The organism is Vibrio sp. 10N.247.311.49 (genome assembly GCF_041467655.1).
Classification (GTDB): domain Bacteria; phylum Pseudomonadota; class Gammaproteobacteria; order Enterobacterales; family Vibrionaceae; genus Vibrio; species Vibrio crassostreae_C.
Map to the genome: position 1 here is coordinate 18,444 of NZ_JBFSVA010000034.1, position 17,463 is coordinate 35,906.

The following is a 17,463-nucleotide window of genomic DNA, read 5'->3' on the forward strand; positions in this document are numbered from 1 at the left end:
AGCTGCTGCTACCCTTTTTTTTCGCCTGCAAGATAAGCATCCACTTTTTTATCCACATCAGCGGAAACCAAATTACGCATTTCTACTGCATCTTTTTTATTTTCATGGAACGCGACACCATCAAAACTTTGTGTGTGGGTTAAATTACCCGTCCCTTGGATCATCCTGATCCGTCGATACATCTCTTCCATCAACTCGCGGTTAGACGGCCGCTCATCTTCCTTATCGTTCAGTTTGATCCTCAATGCCAGCGTGAGAAGTTGCCTGACGGCTTCCGCATCACCTAACTTTTCTCTGTCTCTGAACACCTTAAAATCTTGCTCCAATTCACCCCGAATGTAACTCTGTACAGAAAAAGCTTTCGCCATAATCCCACCATCCTTTCTTAGATTTCCCTCTAAACAACACTTTACCTACATTACAATTAAATCACATGCTTGCAAAAAAGCTCACTATTTATCATTAAAAACATCGAGTTAATTGCTAATAAATCACTAGTACATCACTTCCACTTTAAACAAGCTCTCAGACCTTTCTCGAAAAGGGATTAAGTACAATTGATGCATTTATGATGTAAATCTACATTGGATTTCAGCGGCTAATTAGTTGAAATTTTGAAAATTTCCCCCCCAAAATATTCACTCTTCTATTTATATCATAAGTTATTGATTGTATTGTCTTTATGTTTAAAGCAGACAACCATTTAAATCGTTTTCGATTTAGCGTGGTGTGTGGTCACCAACTCAACTAACCAACAACTCAGAACGAATGATCTGAGTCCCTAATCAAAGCGACGGGAAAAACTGACAGCGAAAGACAAAAGCCGACCAGGTGGCGAATGAATCTGACGAACGAGGGATGCGGGGGATCTGGAAATTGAAGGAAGAAAGCAAGAGGAAAAGCTGAAGGCCTCGCACCATTATGGTGCAAGGCCTTTTATTGAACGTTCATCTTAAAATAAACCGATTGGACTTTTTGGATGTATATTTTTCTGGCGTTCTCGGTGCGTTTGGAAAAACCCGCATTATACGCGCCGACGCTGTTCCAGTTATAACCATGACTAGAAAAATTAGAACTTAATACCCACGCGCCAAGATGAACATTAAAGCAAGGATTATAGATGTTTGTTTCATTCACATTAAATTCGGATAGTCGATCAAACCAATGGGAATTAATTTGCATCAATCCAAAGTCACGACTAACCACCTCACCGACTCTATTTTTATTTTCATTGTACGCGTTCGGTTTTAAGCTGCTCTCTACCGTTGCAATGGATTTTAAAAGCTGTGGATCGACATTATAAAATCGCCCTGCCTCATCAAAGCAAAAAGCCCAACTGAAACACGGAGATAACAACGAAAGATAAAGTAATGGTTTCATCATAAAAAAGAGCCCTAATAATAGGACTCTCATTTTATGCCATCCCATTAAGATATCAATATTCACAAGGTAATAAAATTGTGGTCACGCTGCGGTCACGTTCAGTTATTATCCAAACCGATTGATCACAAATCGTATAATTCGATATCACTCTCTCGCCTGTTTTGGTTGCTTCGTCATTGGTGATTTTATCTTCAATGCAAGTCTCTCCCCAATCTCCACTTTGGTGACGCTGCAAATAAATCGACAAGTTAGCACCGACATGACTATCTAATAACTGCTCAATACCTTGCGTATAGACCACTTTACCCAACGAAAACGGCACGGCCGTACAAAAGTAATATTTTGCTTTCGTTTCTTCTCTATCTTGTGTAGCATTCAGAATGTTCATTAAATCTAACTCCGATGTAATTGAACATGCCTTGATATTTGAGACAGCAAATATCAAGGCGCTTTAATTTTCACGCTTAATAAACGTCTTCCGTTTTACGAATATGATTAAACACTTCATGAATTTCATCGTAAGTGATGCCATACCCTTCGAGCTTTTCCACACAATCACAAATATCATTGGTGTAGAAACACTCATGATTAAATAACTCACGACGAATGATCGCCTTTTTCCCGTTCTCTTTGATATCTTCGGCGATCCCTTCTTGAGCGATAGAATCCAAACGGATCATTAATTGCTTCGCGTTATCGGTGGGGCAAATTAACCCCATACCTAGCGACGCGTATTTCACGCCCTCTTTTTTTTCCTCATCGAACTGTTGATTAGAAAAAGCAAAGAACGCCCCTGCCTCATTAAAAGCCTGAGTTTGTTTGTCTTGAATATAGTGTGAGAGATATTTCATTATTTAAGTCTCCATTTTATAACTAAGGGGTATCAAGTCTTTATACTTCGATATATTGATGGCTATCTGTCACCCACCCCATGACGACAGCACGACTATTCAGCCCTACTTTATTCGTCTCAGTAATCACATGACCTCTCGCAATGCCTTGCCCCCAGTACGGCTTATTGAGTTCTGTTTCTGGGAATAAAACCGTCAGTTCTAGCCAAACACTGGAATGCCTGGCTCTTGCTTTTACATGAGCGGCAATCACGATAATATTTTCCACAGAGGTTGTTCCTGATAGGACAACATCACGACTTAGCCCTACTGGGTGCACGCGCTTAGAGATATCATTTTTTGGTGAGCTTTCGTGCTCCAGCGGCGAAACGCTGGTCACTGAATTTGAATTAGAGAGAGTTAGGTTTGAATTTTGTTGCGCCATGAGGATTTTCCTTTTGTTTGAGTATCACTTTTCGGAGCCGCTTGGCTGTCCGCTCTCTCACCATCGTTCTGCTTTGCAAGGGCGCGCAGCGTTCATTTACCCTTGCAAATCAGGTTGTGGGGAGAGACGGTTAACAGCCTGCGAGCCCGTAAATGATGCGAGTGAAAGGAAATCGGCGCATAAGAAAACAAGCCTTACTCGAACTTATTCAAAGGTAGGGAAAGCAACGAGGAGGTACGACGAGGCGTAGCGAACGCAGTGAGAGGAGTGCGTTCAGGATTGCAGCGATATCCTTTTAGATAGGGGCTGTAGAGAGGCACATCCTGGGGCGGCACGCAGTGACTCACCAGGGTGATGTCACTCTTAGGCCATAGATAAAAGATACAAGCGAAAAGCCTTGCCCGAAGGGTAACGCCCAAGTTAAGCCCTTATCACGACGCTGTGCTTCAAATCCGCTTTAAACTATCATCATAAAAAACTCGTCAATTAAGCCCTATCAGCCACGCAACCACAAATTGACATCAATACACTGCAATACAATCAAGCATCGAGTCAATGGGCCTACAGTCCTCCTGAGAGCCAGCTAGACGACCGCTTGCGGTCGAGCCTTTGGCTCAACTTCTTTTAGCGCGACCACAGCGTTCAAGGAAATCACCAAGGAAACTAAGGCCTCCAGGCTAAGAGGCATCTCATTCGGTTTTAATCGAATAAAGTAATGAGTCTTTTTGTCACAAAGACCGCGTTGGGCGTCAGTTTACGCACCCACGCTTTAGAGTATCGTGACCATTTAAAACCGTTACTTTTTAATTTTTTGCGCACCTCTTCGGCTGGAATACCGTCAAATGAAAACTTAATGCGGCCCTCTTCTTCGTACAGCTCCCAAGCCGTCCCCATTGCCTCGCCGTTACCCTGTAATGGCGCTTCGTTGTGCAACGCTTCCAAGTGCTCTAAACGCTTTCTAGTTGTTCGGATATTGGCATTACTATTCTGTAGTGCGTATGCATCAAAGCCAAACTTTCCAAAAAACTCACACGGGCGTAATAATTTTTTTGCTCTTTCTTCTGTCTGTCCGTGTGTATTAACCAAATATTCGATCTTGTCTTCCTCGGTCATATGACTAGAGCGAACGATCTTATTAACGGCTTTCATGAGTTCATGACTTTTAATCAAACCCTCGAGCTTTTTCTTCAATTTTTCAACCGCTTCTGGGTCGTCTGACGCGATACCGGCAGAGCCTACACTATCAGCGCGACGGCTCAGATATTCCGCTTTATCCTGAGCCTCTACGCTTTTACGCATGTTGGTATTGATGCTCTCCGCGTGTTTACGGTGCTTCGCTTCTGAATGGTGACCAACCAGGATTGGCTGACCGAACGGTAACATTTTCCCTAATGTACTCGCGGTATTAAATCGCTCATTAGAGACCGCTTCAGCTTTAGCGGCACGCTCTTCTAATCTATCGCGCTTCGCTTCTTGTCGCTCTTGATAGTCTCCCAGCGCTACCACTTTTCGGGTGTTATCTTGTGGTGGCGGTGTTGGCTTTTTCTCATCACTGTTAAGCGGGGAAAGATAACCGTCAATCAATGCCTTTGTCACTTGCTCAAACGTAAAGCGCACTTTAGACAAGCCCATCAATTTTGTCTCAGTCACAGCAGCGTAATAGTGGTTCAGCGTTGGGTGATCCGCATCAATATCATGTCTAAATCGCTCCAAGTCACCATTATCAAACTCGATATACATCATCGTCTTGGTGTAACCGTTATTGCGGCCCACTTCCATAGCTTCTTGACTTGCTTTTTTGTTGTAATCATCAAGGGTGTACGCATTGCCATCAGATAATAAATTGGATTCACTCCAATCAATAATCACTTGCTTCACAACGGCGGTCTTTTCCAGGTGTACGTATTGGTCGAACGGGGCAAGCTGCACCGGCTCTTTCACTTCTTCGGTGCCCTCCACTTCTGAGCATTCCCCCTCAATAATCGTGCTTTGCGGTTCCTCTCCATCCAAAGAGAATGTCATCACCACATCATTAGAAAAATGATAGATACAATCACAGACCTGCACTTTCACTAGAGCGCCTTCACGGATGGTTAATAAAATAACCATGTCGCTGTAGTTCTTTTCGTACCAATCCCAAAATTCGGATTTATCCATCGTGACAAGCTCATTACTTCTAAAGCAATCATCCATCCCCATTGACTGAGTTTTTAAGATCAACGTGTCAGCATATTCCAACAGCTTCGTAATTTTAGCCTTCGCATTTTTACGCAACTTATGACCAGAGAAGCGCTTCAAAAATTCATTCTTGGATGAGCCTGACGGCTCAAACGGGGATACGTTTGTCGCGGATTGAACGTTAGAAGCTGTTGATGGATTAAGGATTGAGTCTGTCATAAGTTTTTCCTTTGATTAATTTTCATTCCCGTTGTCGCCTGACTGCTCGACCCAAAATCACGGTTCATCAAAACAAGGGCGCGAAGCGTTCATATACCCTTGTTTTGGGGGTTCTGATTTGGGACGTTAAGCAGGAAGACCGCGACACGGTAATGAGAAATCAAAGGAAAAAGGACAGGCGAAAAACAAAATCCATCTTACAGATTCTTTCGTTCAGTCAGTGAAAGGAGTGAGGAGGCACGACGAGCGGCAACGAGGAAGAATGACGAGGCGCAGGCGTTCAGGATTGCAGCGATATCCTTTTAGATAGGGGCTGTAGAGAGGCACATCCTGGGGCGGCACGCAGTGACTCACCAAGGTGATGCCACTCTTAGGCCATAGATAAAAGATACAAGCGGAGAGCCTTTCCCGAAGGGTAACGCCCAACTCAAGCCCATATCACAACGCAACCTTAAATCTATTTCATCAAGAATGTTGAGGCTGAAAAATACGCACCTTACAAGGCAAAGTAAAAGCGCGGCCTTATGGTCTCGTTCTTACTTTGCTTGTACGGCTGGCGGTGCGACAATTGAAACGTTAAAGGCTTATGTAGAAAGTCCGGCGATATCAAGTTAAAGCTCTTCGAGCTTTACGCCTTATACCCCCGCCCGATCGGCAAGGGTTTACGGCAAAATGGCTAAATGCCATTAAGCTCTTTAGATTGAGAGGCTTCTGCAGCACTAGAATCCTCCCCCTTCTTTGCGTTGTTAAAGGATAAATTCAATCTTGGTCATTTTTTCGCTCTTACTTACTTCTAAGAGCGACGGATAGAGATTCACGCTCTCTTTCTGATAGAGACAAATCACTTTGTAATTGGGAGATCTGTCTTTGCAACTCAACCAACTGCCCTTGCGCGGAAGCTAATTGTTTACTGTCAGATTTAATCTCGTTCAACTCGCCAGTTAAGCGCTCTATTTCTGATTGACGGTTTTCTTCTTGAGTGCGTAACTGAACGACCGTTGTTCGCTCATTAGCCAGTTGGTTTAGCGTTTCAGTATGCTGCTCTTGTGTTTTTTCATGTTGAGCTTGCTCTATTTCTCTTTTCGCTTGATCGACAGTGAGTAGCTTAACCTGCTCTCGCAAACTTGCGCTTTCTTGCTCCGCTTTATCCGCTCGACGGTTAGCCGCGCCCACAAGACTCTCAGCTTCACTTTTTGCGTTAGTCACTAAAAGATCACATTTCTGCTCATTATCAGACATTGATTTGTCGGCTTCTTTCTTTACTTCTTCGCTCAATGCTATAGCTTCAGTTGCTTTTTGTTCGGCACTGTCCACACGCTCTAATGCTTTAGCCGCTTTATCATTGGCTTCATTAATGAGTTGAGCGGCTCTGGCCTCTGCCATTTCAATACGGTGCTGACTGTCTTTTTCTTTTTCTTCTAGTAGCTCTATAGCTTCATCTAACTGGGCTTTTTGGTCGGAAATCATTTGCTGAAGGCTCGCGGTTTTTCGCTCGACAACGCTTTGCATTTCATCCGCGAGCAATTCAGCGATCTTACTGCTGCCTAGCTCATCAGCCATTTTAATGACTTCTGCATTACGCTTGTCGTGAAAGTCACGTAGAAGCTTAGAGACGGTTTCTGTTTTACCACCGGTTACCTGCATAACATTACGAACTGAGGGTTTAGTACCTTGAGTTAGCATTGCTGTAGCAGCTTTTGATACTTGTTCAAAGGTCACGCCAGATTGTTCCGCCATTGTTCAACACTCCAAATAAACTTAACTGTACAAATTATAGCCCAACAGGAAACGGGTAACAACCGTTTCCATAAAATAACGTTTCCCATTTATACCTAAACAAATAACCAACTAGGCGTTTAATTCAGAATCACTTTTCCCTCTTACCTTAACGAGTTGATACTCTCTCACTAAAGCTATCATTCATTCCCATCGACTGAGTTTTTAAGATCAATGTGCCGGCATACTCCAACAACTTCGAGATTTGAGCCTTCGTTTTTTACGCAGTTGATAACCAGAGAAGCCTTTCAAATATTCATTTCGTTCAGTCAGTGAAAGGAGTGAGAAGGCACGACGAGCGGCAACGAGGAAGAATGACGAGGCGCAGGCGTTCAGGATTGCAGCGATATCCTTTTAGATAGGGGCTGTAGAGAGGCACATTTTGGGGCGGCACGCAGTGACTCACCAGGGTGATGCCACTCTTAGGCCATAGATGAAAGATACAAGCGGAGAGCCCAGCCCGAAAGGTAACGCCCAACTCAGGCCCCTATCACAACGCAGCACTTAAAATCAGCTTTAAACCGTCATAATAAAAAAACCGCCTATCAAACCCTATAAGGAAAAAATCCACAAAATGACACCATGACAAAGCATTAGAATCAAACACAGAGCAAATAGGCGTACTGTGGTACTAAGAGCCGGTTTGACGACCGCTTGCGGTCGAGCCTTTGGCTCAACCTCTTTTAGCGCAGAAACCCAAGCGCACACAGCAATCACGAGGTAAAAAAAATGCCTCTAGGATAAGAGGCATTTCAGAAAACATATTTGAACATTAAACGTTGATATGACTACCAACCCAAAACGCCGCACCGGCTACAGTCGCAATCATAGCGAAGGCAGTAACAATAATGAGGTTTTTAAGGGAACTCACTTCATTACGAACCCCCAGGACCTCATTCCGTACCCCTTGAATATCAGATTTCAGCTCATTACGAACTGCTTCAATTTTATCTGAAAGGTCATGACGAACCGCTTCGATCTTCTGATCGAGTTCTTTACGCGTATCATTTAACTGCTCTTGAGTGGCAGCATGAGCGGTTAGGTTGATCAGCTCTTCAACGCTTAATGTGACTTTGCTTGATTCAGACATAGTAGAAACCTTATTTAATTGCTTACAGTTTATAGCATTATGATGAGGAAGTCATTCACGCCAGAATAGGCGTAAATGAGAGACATGTTTCACTAATGGCTATATCCAACCACGCTCCACAAACGACACCACATCTTCAAAAGACACCACGAAATGATCGAGAACTCGAATATCAACCAAGGCTAACGCGTCGGTCAGTCGTCGAGTAATACGTCGATCGGCTTGACTGGGTGTGGCATCACCGCTGGGATGGTTATGATAAAAAATGACCGCGCTTGCATTTGTGGCCAGTGACTCTTTGACCACTTCACGCGGGTAAACGGATGCGGTGTCAATGGTGCCGTTAAACATCTCTTTTGTGCGTAAAACTCGATGCTGACTATCAAGAAAGATCACCCCAAACACTTCGCTTTCATTGGAAGCAAGTGAAGCCTGACAAAATGACTTCACCAATTTAGGGGAATTGAGTGGCGTCTGCTCTGACACAAACAACTTAGATTTTAAAATGCTCGCGGCATGGTGCAAGATATCTTTTTCTTCTACAGAGAAAAGGCTGTGATTAGAGTAGTTAGCAAGTACAGACATAATAGATCCCTTTTAATATTTAAAGTCGTGATGGTCGGCGCTCAGTCCGTGTTATTGGCCATACAAGATAGTCAGAAGATCTTTCGCTCTCGCTTGATGCTTAGCGGTCGTTTCAACGTTTCTCTCTTCTTTTTTCGCATAGGCGTAATCTTCTCGCATCTGTTTCACAGTCGTAGCTCTATCACATACGCCAATACTCACCCCTTTTCCTTTATTTCCTTCCTCCAAGATCAAAGAGTCGGTATAACCAAACTCATTAAGTAAAATCTCATGCACTTTAACCGCTCGAACGCTCGAATTAAAGTCCGTTGAATTCACCCAAATAAGTCCCTTTGAAACAGTCGCGGAAACGGTCGAACGCACTGCACGTTCAACGACCTGGCAGGAGATATCATTTTTTGGTGAGCTTTCGTGCCCAGCGGCGAAACGCTGGTCGCTGAACATCGATTTAGAGAGAGTTGGGCTTGAGTTTCGTTGTGCCATGAGGAGTTTCCTTTTTGTTTGAGTATCACTTTTATGGAGCCGCTTGGCTGTCCGGCAAGCGCTCATGGTTATCAATAACAAGGGCGCGAAGCGTTCATATACCCTTGTTATTGGGGCTCTGAGCGAGCACGGTAAACAGCCTGCGAGCCCCATCAAATGATGCAAGTCGAAAGGGAAATCGGCACATAAGGCAACAAGCCCTTACTCGAACTTAATGGAGGTCAGTGAAATGAGTGAGGAGGTACGACGAACAGCAACGAGGAAGACTGACGAGGCGCAGGCGTTTAGGGTTGTATCGATAGGAGCTTGTAGAGAAGCACCTTCTGGTGCGGCACGCAGTGGCTCACTAGGGTGATGCCAATCTAGGCCATAGATGAAAGCTCCAAGAGAAAGCCTTGCCCGAAGGATCACGCCTAAGGAAAGAGCACCTCATTATTTCTCACCCCACGTAAAAAACTAAGAAGCAATAAGCTAAGAGATAAGAAGCCAAGAATGAGGATTCTTTAAATACATTTACCCGTAAGTAAGTCACTAGAATGGGTATATCGATACTGCCACCTTGCTCACTGTAACCTCCCTTTTGAGAGCCAAAGGTCAGCGTCCCTTTTTCAAAACGAGCATTAATGGTCTCAAGCGCTCGATTAAGCTCTAACTTGTTAGAGTTAGCCCCAAATCAGTCAAGCCAGTTTCTAAGTTAATGTATATACGTCTATAAGTAAGGCAAACACTTGTCGTATTTTTCAGTAGGAATAAAAACAGATATCGTCCTTACCTCACTTTTTTGAGACCTCACCTTAGTCATCACTTCAGCGCAGTGATGTACTATTTCTCCAAATAGCACATCCGTTTCTCTTAATCGGTTCCGATAACTTAGTTCAACTGAATTACGCAACAAAGAAATATCAAAATCCTTCATACGTGGTGCGAGCCATGTAAATCCAAATCAAACGGTGATGAAAACCGTGCGGTGCTTTATTAAATTATTCATATGTGTGCTCTACCCTTTGCCACTTAGAGTAGTTATATCAAGATATTTAGTTATAGTGCGTTAATGACACAATGCCTTTCTAGCGTAAATCAATTTTAATTAAGCCAAGAAATTATTTACACCTTCGCAATAATTATTGGCTTTGTTGCGTAATTCAGTTTAGAAACAGAGTCTCCCCGTTTCTCATGCTTTTTAGTCAATACGACAAGTTTCAGGCATACCTAACCCAGTAAGCTTGTTCAACGGTTTTATCATCGCGTAAGTTTCACCCACCTGTGAATTGTAATTTCTTAAGCTCAATCGCCCTCCTAACAACTGTTTTACTCGATACATCACTGTTTCTGATAGTGAACGTCTGTGGTATCCATACCGCTCTTTCCAATACTTATTTGAGCCGTATAACTTCTGGCAACCCACGGCGAGATTTCGAGGGTGACCACGCTCCCAGAAGGCTGCTCCTTCTCTTGGGGGAATAAGCGCAACGGCTCGCTTAATCTTAATAGCAGCGTGGCACACTCTCGTGTCGTACGCGCCATCGCCAGACTCTACGCTTGCCATCCGTCTCGTGTTTTTTGACTTTTCATGAGTGCTGTCGTGATAGCTAAATCACTGAATCGACGTGGCCTACCGCGCTTATTCTGTTTGCTTTGCGCCCAACCGCTTATTGCCTCTTCATCAATCCAAAAAGTCAGAGAGCCACGGTTAATGAGCGATTGGTTGTATTGCTTCCTGTTGGTTGTTTTGTAACGAGGTTTAGACATAGAGCTACGAGAGAGGGTGGACGTAGCTGATCATATCGTAGGTTCTTGATTTAGTTCCATTGAATTACGCAACAACAAATCCACCTAGCTTTATTATTTATATTTAATAGATATAAATAATAAATATATATCTTTTCAACCCTAGAACCATTGTTACATTATAACAATTAATGTTCTATTTGAGGTCGAGGGAATGAAAGGACACCTTTTAAAAGTAAAAGCACTTTTTTTGGCAACTTTGGCTTTGGGTGACATGGCCTCTGCTTCTACAGCTCTTCAGTTCAAAGACGTGCTCGGTAGAAACATCTCTTTAGAAAAGCCGGCAGAAAAAATTTTCCTAGGTTTTTATTTTGAGGATTACCTAGCGATCGCTGGACCAGATGCTTACAAAAAAGTGGCTATTTTCCCAAGACACTCTTGGAAAGATTACCGTCAATCTCAATGGACCACCTATAAAAAAATCATTCCTGAGTTAGAAACGATTATTGATTCAGGTTCTCTTTATACAGGTACTTTTGATTTCGAAAAACTCTTGTTAACTAAACCTGATGTTGCACTTCTTGCGGCGTGGCAATATCAATCCCTTGGTGAAAAAGTTGAAATACTTGAAAAGAATGGTATCAGAGTTGTCGTTGTAGACTTCAATGCTCAAACGCTTGAAAAACACGTCATTAGCACACGTGTTATAGGCAGAGTAATGGGGACAGAAGGACGCGCTTCATCGATTGCAACGGAATACGAAAACACAGTAAACATGGTTAAACAACGTGTTACGAGGCATCTGGAAAACCACACGGCACGCCGTGTGTATGTGGAAGCAGGTACAGGTGGACCAAATGAATACGGTAAATCTTACTCGACGACAATGTGGGGCAACCTTTTGACAATGGCGGGGGCCGATAACCTTGCCCATGGGATGTTTGAAGGTTCTGCCCACCTAACGCCTGAATATATCTTGAGTCAAGATCCAGAAGTGATCTTTATATCCGGTGCTCACTGGGTTAAACATAACGACAGCGCCCTGCTTGGTTTCAACAGCACAATGGAAGAAGCGCAAACTAGATACCGCCCCTACCTAAATCGTGCTGGCTGGAATCAACTGACGGCAGTTAAAAATGGTGACGTCTACGGTATATACCACTCAGGAACACGTACTATTTACGACCACGTTTTCTTGTTGTATCTAGCAAAGTCTATTTACCCAGAAGCATTTAAAGATATTGAACCTAAGAAATTGCACCAAGAATTTTTTAGGAACTACATGCCGCAAGCGCTCAAAGGCACTTTCATGATTCAGGTGGGCGTAACTCATGAATGAAAGCATGAAAGCATCGTCTGACCTGAATCATTCCAGCGGCGCTATTTATCAAAGAATGCAGAAGCAAAGAATTAAGATTTTGCTAGGCGCTTTTCTGGCAACGAGTTTTTCCGCTTTATTCGATCTTGGTACTGGCTCATCGTGGCTAGGCATTGAACAAGTTGTTGAAGCCCTCCTAGGTGGTCCCTCTGGTGACAGCTTATCAACACTTATTGTCTGGCAACTTCGGTTACCCATCACTCTCACCTGTCTTATGGTTGGCGCCTCACTCGGCCTCGCTGGCGGTCTAATGCAAACCCTCTTAGCCAACCCACTTGCCAGTCCGTATACCCTTGGTATCTCTGCTGCTGCTGGATTTGGTGCAGCCATAGCTTTTTTAACCGGTTTTTCAGTATTTGGTTTGCATTGGTTAGGCGTGCCGTTTGCCGCTTTCTTGACATCTGGATTAGCGAGTATGGCGATCTATATAATTGGTCGCAGCCGACATATGGACGCAAAAATCCTGATTTTGGCAGGTATTGTCGTTCTCTTCTTTTTCCAGGCTTTACAGTCATTAATTCAATATTTGGCATCACCAGAAGTGCTGCAGCAAATTGTTTTTTGGTTATTTGGCAGTCTACTGAAGGCGAGTTGGTTGTCCTTCTTTGTTTCAGGAGCCGTTTTCCTGTTCGGTTTGGTCTTTGCGTTATCTAAGGTATGGGCACTCACCGCCCTCACTTTAGGCGAAGAGCGTGCACTCGCCTTGGGAATAAAGACCAGCAAGTTAAGACTACAGATGTTTTTACTGTGTTCCTTATTAACTGCAGGAGCAGTGTCGTTTGTCGGAACCATTGGTTTCATTGGTTTGGTTGCTCCTCACCTAGCAAGAATGCTAATAGGCGAAGATCAGCGTTTCTACTTACCTTTGGCGGCATTAATGGGAGCGTTGCTTTTATGTACCTCGTCTCTTGTTGCTAAGTTGATTGTCCCAGGCACTATCATACCAATTGGTATCGTCACCTCCTTAGTCGGTGTGCCGATCCTTCTTTATTTTCTGATAAGCAGGAGGTTTATCTAATGACGTCGCTTTCAATAGAAAATCTTGCCGTTCCAATTGGAAGAAAACTCGTTTTAAAGAAGGTAGATGCCCACTTTTTGGGTGGCAAATTTACCGCCATTTTAGGGCCCAATGGCGCAGGAAAAACGACATTGCTCAAAGCTATCATGGGCATCATTCCTTCTGATGGGAAGATTAATTCAAGTGGGGAGGACGGGCTGAGATTACCGCTACAATCCTTCTCGTACCTATGTCAACTCAACAAATCTCCCTGTCAATTAACGGTTATTGAGTTTGTCTTACTGGGCTTGGTTCATCAACTGAGCTGGAACATCACATTTGAACAAGAACAAAAAGCAGACGCCATCCTTGATTATCTAGGTTTGAGAAATCTCGCCCTTAGACAGTTTTCTCAACTAAGCGGTGGTCAGCAACAGCTGGTTTCACTGGCGCAATCTCTTGTTGCTGAGCCCAAGGTATTGCTCTTAGATGAACCAACAAGCGCCTTAGATCTCAAGCATCAAGTCCAAATTTTAGACCTTGTTCGTCAATATACCCGAGCCAAAAATATCATCACAATTGCGGTCCTACACGACCTCTCTCTCGCTGCTCGATACTGCGACCATCTTCTCTTAATGAATGATGGTGAAGTTCAATATTGCGGTAAACCAGAAGACGTGCTCGATTCTGAAAGGCTGGGGAAAATCTATCAGATTCATGTGGACGTAGGTTGTTGCGTTCATGGACATACCCACGTCACCCCAGTTCGAGCCCTTAAAACAGATTAGGCATTCTTATGGCAATGAATAAAAGGCAATATCACTTATTAGTTTCTCTATCCACGTTTGAATCTCAAATTCAAACCCTGACTCATTACAGCCTTGAAAATTGTGAATGTTTTGTCCTTTTGCAAGAAAAAATTGATGAGTTTTGCGCTTGGATTTTGCAAGAAAATTTTAAAACCATTAGCGATGATTTTGATATGACCCCTGAGTACGATCGTTTAATCAAGCAGCTTCGTGAAACTGCTGTAAAAGCTCTGTGTTTATTGGAAAAACATCAGTCTCAGTGTGCCAGAGAGCATCAAATCGACATCAGCGAATATTTATACCAACTTTCTGAAAACACAAAAATTGAACTAAAAAAAGCAGGAATTGAAAGCAACTCTCGAGTCCTGTTTATTGGCTCAGGGTCCTATCCGGTTTCTGCTTTCACTATATCTCAGAGCACAGGCGCTCTCGTGCACGGTATAGATCTTGATGAGCAGGCAGTGAAAATGGCCAACCAACTCAACTTGTCAACCACTTTTAGCTGCAAAGATCTAATCACTGAGTTTGCCTCTTTCCGGCCAACTCATGTTGTAGTAGCCTCTTTAGTGGAACATAAATGGGAACAACTCAGACAGCTTAGACCTCATCTTAACCACTCTCACCGAGTATTAGTTCGATTCGGTAATGGTTTAAAGTCCGCCTTCAATTACCCTTTCAACCCAAACCTAATGGATGGGTGGGAAACACAACAGATCCATAACGATGCAGCGATATATGACACCGTCTTGATGGAGCGCGCAAAATGACTCTTTCATTAGGAAAAGTGTTAATCGTTGGCACAGGGCCAGCCGCATTTCAGACAGCAAAAATCATCAGAAACCAGTGCGAGCAACTTGGGTTAGTAAACCGCTCATCAGAGCGCTGGCAGCCGATGTTCGAAAGCTTACACAACGAACGTATTGCGCATATTTTCGCTGCCAAATCCTCTTTGAAGCGAATGGCTGGGCAGGTGATATTTGATGCGGTTTTTGAAGATTTACGCGATGTAAGCGGACAATGGGATACGTTGGTTCTGGGCACCCCATCTCATGCTTATTCAGCGGTTCTATTGGCTTTACCTAAATCGTGTTTGAGTTCCACAAAAATAGTAGTCCTCATTTCATCCTTATTTGGTGGGCACCGGATTGTAAAAGGCTTGTTTTCAGAACTGAATTTAACCCCCAACGTACTGATATTTTCCAATTACTTTGCGGCCACTAAATTTATAACGGAACAAGCTGGCGTTCGTGTCCTTACCAAAGCGGTTAAAAAACGTATTTATGCTTACTCAAGTAAAGAAAAATGCCCTGTCCTAGAGCTACTGACTCAAACTTTAGCGGATATCGGTGTTGAAGTTGTCGAGTTGGAAAATGGGTTTAGCGTAGAAGGACGAAACATTACCTCTTTCGTTCATCCCGCATTTTTTATGACCCCTTTCTCGCTCAATCATATCTTAAGTGAGACGAGAGAAGTTAAGTACATGTACAAACTTTTCCCTGAGGGACCGATCACAACCGAAACCATCCACATTTTGGTTGAGCTATGGCGCGATATATCAAGATTGATACTTCACTTTAACGGAACACCATTTAACTTGTTACAATTTCTCAATGATGACAACTACCCTGTGCATCCAGAAACCATTCGTCGTCGTCAAATTGAGCAGTTTATGTCGCTCACTCCAATAGCGCAGGAATATTTGGTTTACGTACGATACAGCGCGATTCTGATCGATCCTTTTTCTAAGCCGGATGAAAATGGGTGCTACTTCAACTTCTCTGCCGTGCCCTATGCCAAAGGTAAGGTGGAAAAAGGCAAGTTGTCTTTACCTCGAATACCTAAAGAAGATATACAGAATCTTTACTGGCTTCAAGTCTTAGGCAGAGCGCATGGGATTGCATTACCGAGCGTTAACCGTGTGCTAGGTATATTCGAATCTTGGTTAAGTAGCTCTCAACTCCCTCACCATTTGATTGAAGAGTCCCGCACTCAAGCGCACCAATACCTTGGTTGGGTGCGTCTATCATACGACCTTTAAAGAAACCCATCATGAACAACGGTGTAGCGTTAACTATATTTTCTGCGTTCATTTTTAGTGTCATGAACGCACTTATTAAAGCGGCCAGTTTGACGATTCCAAGCTCTGAAATTGTCTTCTTCCGAAGCGCAATAGGAACCGTTCTGATTTTAGGTTTAATGTGGAAAGCGAGTATCAGGTTTTCTACCACGGGCATACCAATGCTTTTGCTTCGTGGCCTGTTTGGGGCGTTTTATCTGCTCGCTTTTGTGTACGCGATTACCCACATGCCGCTAGCGGACGCCGTGATTTTGGCTTACCTGTCCCCGTTCTTCGTTATATTACTTTCCAACCTAATTTTGGGAGAAAAAGCCCCTAAAAAAGTAGCATTCCTTTTTCCGCTCACTTTGGTTGGAGTTACCTTAATTGTAAATCCATTTAGCTTCGACACATTTAATTTGTATGCCCTCTCAGGGGTGGCGAGTGCTTTTTTTGCGGCGGCTGCCTCTATCACTATTCGCCACCTGAGTAAGAGGCACCATATTTACGAGATTGTGTTTTATTTTCTTTTCACTTCGATGTTGGTATCCGGTTACTTGATGAGGGATGAGTTTGTGGTTCCACAGGGAATTGCGTGGATTTATCTAATTGCCATTGGTCTTGTTTCGCTCATTGGGCAAATTTTCCTAACAAAGGCATTCAGTCATGAAAACGCCGCTGTAGTTGCAGTCACCCGCTATATCGGCTTGGTCTTCAATATACTTTGGGGGGTTATTTTTTGGTATGAAATCCCTAGTTGGATGAGCACATGTGGCGTTCTTATAATAATAACAACATCTATTTCCCTCTCGCTAAAGAAAAAAAATATTATTCAATGATCTGAGTACCACCTAGAAAACAAACTAATCAAAGAGAGTAGGGAAGGCTTTGTTGCGTAATTAAATTTAGAGATAGATGCACCCCGTTTCGCATACTTTTTAGTCAATACGACAAGTTTCAGGCATACCTAACCCAGTAAGCTTGTTCAACGCTTTTATCATCGCGTAAGTTTCACCTACCTGTGAATTGTAATTTCTTAAGCTCAGTTGCCCTCCTAGCAACTGTTTAACTCGATACATCGCTGTTTCTGAGAGTGAACGTTTGTGGTATCCATACCGCTCTTTCCAATACTTATTTGAGCCGTATAACTTCTGGCAACCCACTGCGAGATTTCGAGGATGACCACGCTCCAAGAAGGCAGCCCCTTCTCTTGGGGGAATAAGCGCAACGGCTCGCTTAATCTTAATAGCAGCGTGACATGCTCTCGTGTCGTAAGTACCATCACCAGACACCTCAAGGATACTTCGGCGTGTTTGTTTCAGTAAGTTCGAGAGTACTTCCCCATCTCTAACCGTCGATAAACTTAGCTCGGCTGCAATAATTACATGAGTGCTTGTATCGACGGCAATATGAAGCTTTCGCCAGACTCTACGCTTGCCATCTGTCCCGTTTTTTTTGACTTTCCATTCACCTTCGCCATAAACCTTTAGGCCAGTCGCATCAATG

General features: G+C 43.4%; 17 protein-coding genes and 2 pseudogenes. 7 read left to right on the forward strand and 12 right to left on the reverse strand.

Going from position 1 to position 17,463, the window contains the following annotated elements; all coding sequences use genetic code 11:
- Nucleotides 1–8: 8 nt before the first annotated feature.
- From AB6E54_RS21095 to AB6E54_RS21120, 6 genes are all read right to left on the reverse strand, one after another.
- Nucleotides 9–368: a hypothetical protein gene (locus tag AB6E54_RS21095; RefSeq protein WP_016800120.1), complete on the reverse strand. Its 360-nt coding sequence runs from the start codon at nucleotides 366–368 to the stop codon at nucleotides 9–11.
- 568 nt (nucleotides 369–936) lie between these two features.
- Complete coding sequence (locus AB6E54_RS21100; RefSeq protein WP_029189388.1) at nucleotides 937–1,380, reverse strand: lytic transglycosylase domain-containing protein; 444 nt, start codon at nucleotides 1,378–1,380, stop codon at nucleotides 937–939.
- A 55-nt stretch (nucleotides 1,381–1,435) separates the two neighbouring features.
- On the reverse strand, nucleotides 1,436–1,771 hold the full coding sequence (locus tag AB6E54_RS21105; RefSeq protein WP_372107105.1) for a type I restriction endonuclease subunit M: 336 nt from the start codon (nucleotides 1,769–1,771) through the stop codon (nucleotides 1,436–1,438).
- Between the two features lie 76 nt (nucleotides 1,772–1,847).
- Nucleotides 1,848–2,234, reverse strand: a complete 387-nt coding sequence (locus AB6E54_RS21110) for a hypothetical protein (protein WP_371997830.1) — start codon at nucleotides 2,232–2,234, stop codon at nucleotides 1,848–1,850.
- Nucleotides 2,235–2,274: 40 nt separating this feature from the next.
- Nucleotides 2,275–2,658: a hypothetical protein gene (locus AB6E54_RS21115; RefSeq protein ID WP_076678492.1), complete on the reverse strand. Its 384-nt coding sequence runs from the start codon at nucleotides 2,656–2,658 to the stop codon at nucleotides 2,275–2,277.
- A 699-nt stretch (nucleotides 2,659–3,357) separates the two neighbouring features.
- A complete protein-coding gene (locus AB6E54_RS21120; protein ID WP_372107106.1) occupies nucleotides 3,358–5,055 on the reverse strand; it encodes a DUF3560 domain-containing protein in 1,698 nt (565 codons plus the stop codon).
- A 447-nt stretch (nucleotides 5,056–5,502) separates the two neighbouring features.
- On the opposite strand from AB6E54_RS21120, the pseudogene AB6E54_RS21125 reads away from it, so the two are divergent.
- Nucleotides 5,503–5,670, forward strand: a pseudogene (locus AB6E54_RS21125) (transposase); the annotation flags it as partial.
- A gap of 168 nt (nucleotides 5,671–5,838) precedes the next feature.
- Here the strand turns inward: AB6E54_RS21125 and AB6E54_RS21130 are convergent.
- From AB6E54_RS21130 to AB6E54_RS21150, 5 genes and pseudogenes are all read right to left on the reverse strand, one after another.
- On the reverse strand, nucleotides 5,839–6,792 hold the full coding sequence (locus AB6E54_RS21130) for a DNA-binding protein (RefSeq protein WP_076678494.1): 954 nt from the start codon (nucleotides 6,790–6,792) through the stop codon (nucleotides 5,839–5,841).
- A gap of 811 nt (nucleotides 6,793–7,603) precedes the next feature.
- A complete protein-coding gene (locus AB6E54_RS21135; protein WP_017098633.1) occupies nucleotides 7,604–7,921 on the reverse strand; it encodes a hypothetical protein in 318 nt (105 codons plus the stop codon).
- 99 nt (nucleotides 7,922–8,020) lie between these two features.
- Complete coding sequence (gene radC, locus AB6E54_RS21140; protein ID WP_371997718.1) at nucleotides 8,021–8,506, reverse strand: DNA repair protein RadC; 486 nt, start codon at nucleotides 8,504–8,506, stop codon at nucleotides 8,021–8,023.
- A 51-nt stretch (nucleotides 8,507–8,557) separates the two neighbouring features.
- Nucleotides 8,558–8,989: a hypothetical protein gene (locus AB6E54_RS21145; protein ID WP_102258042.1), complete on the reverse strand. Its 432-nt coding sequence runs from the start codon at nucleotides 8,987–8,989 to the stop codon at nucleotides 8,558–8,560.
- A 1,180-nt stretch (nucleotides 8,990–10,169) separates the two neighbouring features.
- A pseudogene (locus AB6E54_RS21150) lies at nucleotides 10,170–10,738 on the reverse strand (transposase).
- Nucleotides 10,739–10,931: 193 nt separating this feature from the next.
- Here AB6E54_RS21150 and AB6E54_RS21155 point away from each other — a divergent pair.
- From AB6E54_RS21155 to AB6E54_RS21180, 6 genes are read left to right on the forward strand one after another with little or no spacing between them, the layout of a single operon-like run.
- Complete coding sequence (locus AB6E54_RS21155) at nucleotides 10,932–12,056, forward strand: ABC transporter substrate-binding protein (RefSeq protein ID WP_016800125.1); 1,125 nt, start codon at nucleotides 10,932–10,934, stop codon at nucleotides 12,054–12,056.
- Nucleotides 12,049–13,113: an iron ABC transporter permease gene (locus AB6E54_RS21160; protein WP_016800126.1), complete on the forward strand. Its 1,065-nt coding sequence runs from the start codon at nucleotides 12,049–12,051 to the stop codon at nucleotides 13,111–13,113. The genes AB6E54_RS21155 and AB6E54_RS21160 overlap by 8 nt, the downstream gene beginning before the upstream one ends.
- The gene (locus AB6E54_RS21165; protein WP_017103898.1) at nucleotides 13,113–13,880 is read left to right on the forward strand and encodes an ABC transporter ATP-binding protein; all 768 of its coding nucleotides are present in this window, start codon (nucleotides 13,113–13,115) and stop codon (nucleotides 13,878–13,880) included. The genes AB6E54_RS21160 and AB6E54_RS21165 overlap by 1 nt, the downstream gene beginning before the upstream one ends.
- 8 nt (nucleotides 13,881–13,888) lie before the next feature.
- Entirely contained in the window at nucleotides 13,889–14,668 is a 780-nt protein-coding gene (locus AB6E54_RS21170; protein ID WP_016800128.1) for a hypothetical protein, read from the forward strand.
- Complete coding sequence (locus AB6E54_RS21175) at nucleotides 14,665–15,939, forward strand: opine metallophore biosynthesis dehydrogenase (RefSeq protein ID WP_017100974.1); 1,275 nt, start codon at nucleotides 14,665–14,667, stop codon at nucleotides 15,937–15,939. Before AB6E54_RS21170 ends, AB6E54_RS21175 begins: the two co-directional genes overlap by 4 nt.
- Nucleotides 15,940–15,950: 11 nt before the next feature.
- On the forward strand, nucleotides 15,951–16,796 hold the full coding sequence (locus AB6E54_RS21180) for a DMT family transporter (RefSeq protein ID WP_016800130.1): 846 nt from the start codon (nucleotides 15,951–15,953) through the stop codon (nucleotides 16,794–16,796).
- Nucleotides 16,797–16,895: 99 nt separating this feature from the next.
- Here AB6E54_RS21180 and AB6E54_RS21185 read toward each other — a convergent pair.
- Nucleotides 16,896–17,463, reverse strand: a 568-nt coding sequence (locus AB6E54_RS21185; protein ID WP_372169029.1) for an IS5 family transposase, incomplete at its 5' end; no start/stop codon positions are given.